The organism is Reyranella soli, from assembly GCF_007992495.1.
Lineage (GTDB): Bacteria > Pseudomonadota > Alphaproteobacteria > Reyranellales > Reyranellaceae > Reyranella > Reyranella soli.
Genome location: NZ_BKAJ01000108.1, coordinates 41,260 through 47,790 on the forward strand (window position 1 = coordinate 41,260; position 6,531 = coordinate 47,790).

The 6,531-nt window shown below is 66.9% G+C and carries 4 protein-coding genes and 1 pseudogene; 3 read left to right on the top strand and 2 right to left on the bottom strand.

Features of this window, described 5'->3' with window-relative positions; translation table 11 throughout:
* From RSO01_RS29400 to RSO01_RS29410, 3 genes are all read left to right on the top strand, one after another.
* Positions 1-783, top strand: a complete 783-nt coding sequence (locus RSO01_RS29400; protein WP_170303442.1) for an enoyl-CoA hydratase/isomerase family protein — start codon at positions 1-3, stop codon at positions 781-783.
* 164 nt (positions 784-947) lie between these two features.
* Positions 948-2,942 carry an acetyl-CoA carboxylase biotin carboxylase subunit gene (locus RSO01_RS29405; RefSeq protein ID WP_147154130.1) on the top strand — a complete coding sequence of 665 codons (1,995 nt, stop codon included), beginning with the start codon at positions 948-950 and terminating at the stop codon, positions 2,940-2,942.
* A gap of 43 nt (positions 2,943-2,985) precedes the next feature.
* Complete coding sequence (locus tag RSO01_RS29410) at positions 2,986-3,855, top strand: ABC transporter substrate-binding protein (protein ID WP_147154131.1); 870 nt, start codon at positions 2,986-2,988, stop codon at positions 3,853-3,855.
* On the opposite strand, the pseudogene RSO01_RS29415 reads toward RSO01_RS29410, so the two are convergent.
* Positions 3,850-5,144, bottom strand: a pseudogene (locus tag RSO01_RS29415) (solute carrier family 23 protein). The gene RSO01_RS29410 and the pseudogene RSO01_RS29415 overlap by 6 nt on opposite strands.
* A gap of 305 nt (positions 5,145-5,449) precedes the next feature.
* A complete protein-coding gene (locus tag RSO01_RS29420) occupies positions 5,450-6,325 on the bottom strand; it encodes a DUF2189 domain-containing protein (RefSeq protein WP_147154132.1) in 876 nt (291 codons plus the stop codon).
* Positions 6,326-6,531 lie beyond the last annotated feature (206 nt).

Consider the following 6,531-nt stretch of genomic DNA (forward strand, 5'->3'; position numbering starts at 1 on the left):
ATGAGCGCAACGGTAAAGACGGCGGTGGCGGACGGCGTGGCGAGGCTCACGCTGAACCGGCCCGACGAGATGAACTCGTTCGACGGCGACACCGCGCGCGCCATCATCGACGCCGTCGAAACCTTCGCCTCGGACGACAAGGTCCGCGTGCTGGTCCTGGGCAGCGAAGGCAACGCCTTCTCGGCCGGCGGCGACTTCAACTGGGTGCTGACCTGGCCCAAGCTCGACGCCATCACCCGCCGCGTCGGCGCCGACGCCATGATGGGCGCGGTGCAGGCGGTCTACGACTTTCCCAAGCCTTCGATCGCGCGCGTCCATGCCGCCGCGGTGGGTGGCGGCGTGGGCCTGATGCTGGCCTGCGACTTCGCCGTCGCGGCTTCGTCGGCGCGCTTTGGATTGACGTCCGTACGCAACGGCCTTTTGGCCGGCATCGCCATCCCCGTACTGATCGAGGCGGTGGGACCGCGGCTGGCGCGTCAGCTCCTGATGCATGGCGGGTTGTTCGACGCCGAGACGGCGCTGCGCATCGGCTTGGTCGACCAGGTCGTCGCCGCCGAAGCGCTCGACCATACAGTGGCCACGCTGGCGCGCGAGCTGACGCTGGGCGCGCCCTCGGCACAAAGGCTGATCAAGGAGCTGGTGCCCGAGCTCGATGCGCGGCGGCACGACGATGAGGCGGCAGACCTGATCGGCGAGCATGTCGCCGCGCAATGCACGACCGAAGAGGCGCTCGAAGGCATGCGGGCGTTTTTGGCCAAGCGCAAGCCAGGGTGGGCCACATAGTTTCCTCCCCCGTCATACGGGGGAGGGTAGGGAGGGGGAGAGCCCCACAAGAGATGCAGACAATTATTGATCTGAAATTTGCGCGGATGTCGCTTGAGGCTTACCCCTTCCCTACCCTCCCCCGTATGACGGGGGAGGAGATCTTCTTGCGAGATAGGCTCTAGATGTTCTCCAAGATCCTGATCGCCAATCGCGGCGAGATCGCCTGCCGGGTCATCAAGACCGCGCGGCGTCTCGGCATCAAGACGGTGGCCGTCTATTCCGACGCCGATCGCAACGCCCGGCACGTCGCACTGGCCGACGAGGCCGTCCATATCGGCCCGTCGCCGGCGCGCGACAGCTATCTGGTGGCCGACAAGATCATCGCCGCGGCCAGGCATACCGGCGCTGAGGCAATCCATCCGGGCTACGGCTTTTTGTCGGAGAATGCCGGGTTCGCCGAAGCCTGCGCCAAGGCCGGCATCGTCTTCATCGGCCCGCCGCCTTCGGCGATCCACGCCATGGGCTCCAAGAGCGAAGCCAAGAAGATCATGGAAAAGGCCAAGGTGCCGCTGGTGCCGGGCTATCATGGCGATGACCAGTCGCCCGAGCTGCTGGCGAAGGAAGCCGGGCGCATCGGCTTCCCTGTCCTGATCAAGGCCTCGGCCGGCGGCGGCGGCAAAGGCATGCGCGTGGTGGAAGAGGCGGGCAAGTTCGCCGACGCGCTGACCGGCGCCAAGCGCGAGGCCAAGGCCTCGTTCGCCGACGATCACGTGCTGGTCGAGAAGTACCTGACGCGGCCGCGCCACATAGAAATCCAGGTCTTCGCCGACGGCCACGGCAACTGCCTGTACCTCTTCGAGCGCGACTGCTCGATCCAGCGCCGCCACCAGAAGGTGATCGAGGAGGCGCCGGCGCCCAACATGGATCCGGCGTGGCGCAAGGCGATGGGCGAGGCAGCTGTCGCCGCCGCCAAGGCGATCGGCTACCAGGGCGCGGGCACCGTCGAGTTCATCGCCAACCAGGACGGCACCTTCTACTTCATGGAGATGAACACCCGCCTGCAGGTCGAGCATCCGGTGACCGAAGCGATCACCGGCCAGGACCTGGTCGAATGGCAGCTCGTGGTCGCGGCGGGCGGCCGGCTCCCGCTCACGCAGGATCAACTGCGCATCGATGGTCACGCCGTCGAGGTCCGGCTCTATGCCGAGGATCCCAATCGCAACTTCCTGCCGTCGACCGGCACGCTGGTGCATCTCCGGCTGCCGGAAGAGGGCCCGCATGTGCGGGTCGATACCGGCGTGCGCCAGGGCGATACGGTCACGCCGTTCTACGATCCCATGATCGCCAAGGTGATCGTGCATGACCGTGACCGCACCTCGGCGATGCGCCGCATGGCGGCGCTGATGGGTGAGACCGAGGTGGTCGGCGTCACGACCAATGCCGCGCTCTTGAAGGCGCTGTGCTCGCATCCAGCGTTCGTCGGCGGCGAGGTCGATACCGGCTTCATCGAGCGTCACCACGACACCCTTTTCGCGAAGCTGAAGCCCGTCGACGATCGCATGCTGGCCGTGGCGACCCTGGCGCGATTGATGGAGTTCGCGCCCTCCGGCCCCTTGAACGACCCGTGGGACCACAAGAACGGCTTCCGACTGCTCGACGAGGGCCATGACGAGGTGCGCTGGAAGGAGGGCGAGCGGGAAGTGACCGCGATCGCCCGCCGTCGGCGCGATGGCAGCCTGGGCCTCGAGATGCCGGGCGGCACGCTCGAGGCGAGCGTGCGGCGTGTCGAGGAAGGGCGGCTGGCGATCTGGCTGGGCGGCGACACCTTCACGGCGACCGTGGTGCGGCGGCCGGCGGCGGACGGCATCGACTATGCCGTGTTCGCCGACGGCGCCAGCCGGACGTTGCGGCTGGTCGATCCGCTCGACGTCACGCAGTACGAGGCGACGGCCTCGGATGAGGGCGCGGTGAAGGCGCCATTGCCGGGCAAGATCATCGACCTGCGGGTGAAGGTCGGCGACAAGGTGAGCAAGGGCCAGCCCTTGCTGGTGCTCGAAGCCATGAAGATGGAGCACACGCTTGCCGCGCCAGCGGATGGTACGGTCAAGACCGTACGCTATGCGGTCGGCGAGCAGGTGGTCGAGGGGGCAGAACTGGTGGAGTTCGAAGCCGGCTGATAGAACGCGCGCGAAGGACAACGGGCCGTACGAGAGGAACGCCATGGGCAAGTTCATCGTCGAACCGCACTTTCGTCTGCAGGAGTGGGTGGCCGAGGAGAAGGGCTACTTCCGCGCCGAGGGGCTCGACTACGAGTTCCGCGAGTTGATCCGCTCGACCGCCGGCCAGCATCACAACAAGGGCGCTTCGGGCGCCTTCCAGAGCATCGAGAAGGGCCGCGAAGCCGACGTGAGCTGCGCCTGTCACTGGACGGTGGCGGTGGCGGCGTCCAACGGCCATGCCCGGCTCTATGCCGACGCCTATTCGGTGGCGCCCGCCGGCATTTTCGTGCCGGCCGATTCGCCCATCCGCACGCCCGAGGACCTTGCCGGTGTGCCGATCTCAGTCGGCTTCCAGTCGGGCAGTCACTATTCGACGATCCAGGCGCTGGAACAGTACCTGCCGCGCGACAAGATCAATCTCACCTTCGAGGACGGGATGCTGTTCCGCCGCCTCGAACTGCTGATCGAAGGAAAGAGCCGCGCGGCGGCGCTGTTCAGCGGGCCGTACTACCTCGTGGAGCAGCTCGGCTTCCGCAAGGTGATCGACACGACCTTCATGATCGCCGCCATGATCAACGGCGAACCCGATCCCGAGGACATCCGCCGCTACTTCCGTGCGCTCAAGCGGGCGCAGCGCGACATCGACCTCAGGCCCGAGCTCTACACGCACTACTACAAGAACGAGTTCCCCGAGCGCTGGCACGCCATGATGGATACGCGGCGCTGGGGACCGGGCGAGCGCATCGTCTTCGAGCCGTACTCGCGGCAGGCCTACGAGCAGTCGTTCGATTGGATCGCCCGGCACGAGATCTTCGCCGAAGGCCGCATGGGCTCGGGCGACTACGACAAGGCGACGGTGTCGTTCTCATAGTCTTCCGGACCGCCGGCCTCTGGCCGGCATCAACACCGCGTTCAGGATCAGCGCGCCGAACGTCGCCGTGCCGATGCCGCCTAGGGCGAACTCGCCGAAGCTCAGCGTGAAGTCGCCGGTACCCACACAAGCGTGATGGCAGCCACGATCATGTTGCGGCTGTCGGTGAAGTCGACCTTGTTGTCGACCCAGATGCGCGCGCCGGCGATGGCGATCAGGCCGAAGATCACGATGCTGACGCCGCCCATCGCCGGCAACGGGATGGTGTGGATCAGCGCCCCGAACTTGGGCGAAAAGCCCAGCAGGATGGCGACCAGGGCGGCCACCACGAACAGCGCCGTCGAGTAGATGCGCGTCGCCGCCATGACGCCGATATTCTCGGCGTAGGTGGTGACGCCGCTGCCGCCGACGCTGCCCGACACCATGGTGGCGATGCCGTCGCCCACGAAGGCACGGCCGAGCCAGGGGGCCATGTCGCGGCCGGTCATGGCGCCGACCGCCTTCAGGTGTCCGAGATTCTCAGCCACCAGGATCAGCGCTACCGGCACGATCAGCGCGATCGCCCGCGTCTCGAACACCGGCGCCTCGAACCTCGGCAGGCCGAGCCAGGCCGCCTGCTCGATCAGCTTGAAGTCGATCGGCTTGCCCCAGCCCAGGCCGTTGGTCAGCACGCCATAGATCGCCGTCGACAGGACAAGGCCAACCAGGATCAGCAGCCGTCGCATCAGGCCGCGGCTGTAGACCGCGACCAGGGCGATGGCGAAGAAGGAGACGGCCTGGATCCAGGCGTGGAAGTTCGTCGGGCCCATGGTCTTGATGGGCAGCGCGGCGAGGTTCAAGCCGATCACCGCCACCACCGAGCCGGTGACGACAGGCGGCATCAGCCGCTCGATCCAGCCCGCGCCGGTTGCCGTCACGACCAGTCCGATCGCGGCATAGACCGCGCCGCAGACGACAATGCCGCCCAGCGCCACGCCGATGTTGGGGTTCGGGCCACCCTGGCCGGCATAGCCGGTGGCGGTGATGACAACGGCGATGAAGGCGAAGGAGGAGCTGAGATAGCTCGGCACGCGGCCGCCGACGGCGACAAAGAAGATCAGCGTGCCGACGCCGCCCATCAGAACCGCGACGTTGGCGTCGAAGCCCATCAGCAAGGGGCCGAGCACCGTGCCGCCGAACATCGCCACGACATGCTGGATGCCCAGCGCCACGGTCTGCGGCCACGGCAGCCGTTCTTCCGGCGCGACGACAACGCCGTCGACCGGCTGCTTCACCTTCCAGGAAAACAAGAGAACTCGCCCCCGCGTCAGTCCCGTGCCTTCATTCTCCTCTCCCCCGATAGGGGGAGAGGCTGGGTGAGGGGGCTACGCACGTCGATTCCCCCTCACCTAACCTCTCCCCCTAGCGCAGGGCTATCGCATGTGGCCCATTTTGCGGGGCTTGGCGAAAGGTTGGAATCCGCCGAGCTGTGCCAGCGCAATTTCGGAATCCGCCGGCCGCCCTTGGTGCACGATCGGAATCCGAAAACGCCACATGCGATTGCCCTGCCCCCTAGCGGGGGAGAGGAATATGAGGGAGAGAGCTTACACCGACGTCAGTTCACGACCACCTTGCGATAGAGGTGCCAGGTGGCGTGCCCGAGGATGGGCAGGACGATAGCGAGGCCCACCAGCAGCGGGATCGCGCCGATCACCAGGCCGGCCGCGATGATCAGGCCCCACGCCGCCATCGGGCCGGGGTTCTCGCGCACGGCGCGGAACGAGGTCGTCACCGCCTGGCGCACGCCGACATTGCGGTCGAGCAGCAGTGGGAAGGACACCACGCTGATCGCCAGCACCAGCAGGGCGAACAGGAACCCCACGCCGACGCCCGCGATCACCATCGTCCAGCCCTGCGGCGTGGTCACGGCGTCGCGCGCGAAGGCGATGGCCGAGACCGGCTGGTCGGGTCCGAGGGTCAAGGTGTAGATGACGTTGGCGGCGGCCAGCCACAGCGCGAACAGGCCGATCAGCACCAGGCCGAGCGCCATCACCGAGCCGATGGCAGGCGAGCGCACGACGGCGAAGGCATCGGCCCAGCCGGTGGCCGTGCCGAGCTCGCGCCGGCGGCTCATCTCGTAGAGACCGACGCCGAACAAGGGCGCGATCAGGGCGAAGCCCGAGACCAACGGGAAGATCAAAGGAAGCATCCCGTAGTCGAAGGCGAAGCGCGAGATGATCAGGCCGGCGATGGGATAGATCATGCACAGGAAGACCACGTCGGTGCGGCAGGCGCCGAAGTCGCGCGCGCCTTCGCGCAAGGACTGGCGCAGGTCGGCGATCCCGATCTTGCGCACGACCGGTGGCGCCATCTCGCGCGCTTCCCAGGCGCCGTCCATGGTGCCGGCGGCCGAGCCGATGGCCTGTCCGGTTTCCTTTAGGCGATCCCAACCCCATTCAATGGGGTTCCTGACATGGTGCTGCACGGCCATGGTTATCTCCTTCCTGACAATGGAAGGTCGCGGCCCAGGCGTGGCGTCCAGTCGTGGCACTGACATCAGTCCAAGTCGTCGGCCACAAGAGCCGCGATCCGCCACAAGGGAAGTCTACGCCTATTGGCGGCGGAAGTAAGGCCTCATCCTCATGTCATATCCTCCCCCGTCATGTTCCTCTCCCCCGCTAGGGGGAGAGGCTAGGA

Bases quoted from the DNA above. Each gene is read 5' to 3' on its own strand.
- RSO01_RS29410 (WP_147154131.1), top strand. From the start codon at position 2,986: ATGGGCAAGTTCATCGTCGAACCGCACTTTCGTCTGCAGGAGTGGGTG.
- RSO01_RS29405 (WP_147154130.1), top strand. From the start codon at position 948: ATGTTCTCCAAGATCCTGATCGCCAATCGCGGCGAGATCGCCTGCCGG.
- RSO01_RS29420 (WP_147154132.1), bottom strand. From the start codon at position 6,325: ATGGCCGTGCAGCACCATGTCAGGAACCCCATTGAATGGGGTTGGGAT.
- RSO01_RS29400 (WP_170303442.1), top strand. From the start codon at position 1: ATGAGCGCAACGGTAAAGACGGCGGTGGCGGACGGCGTGGCGAGGCTC.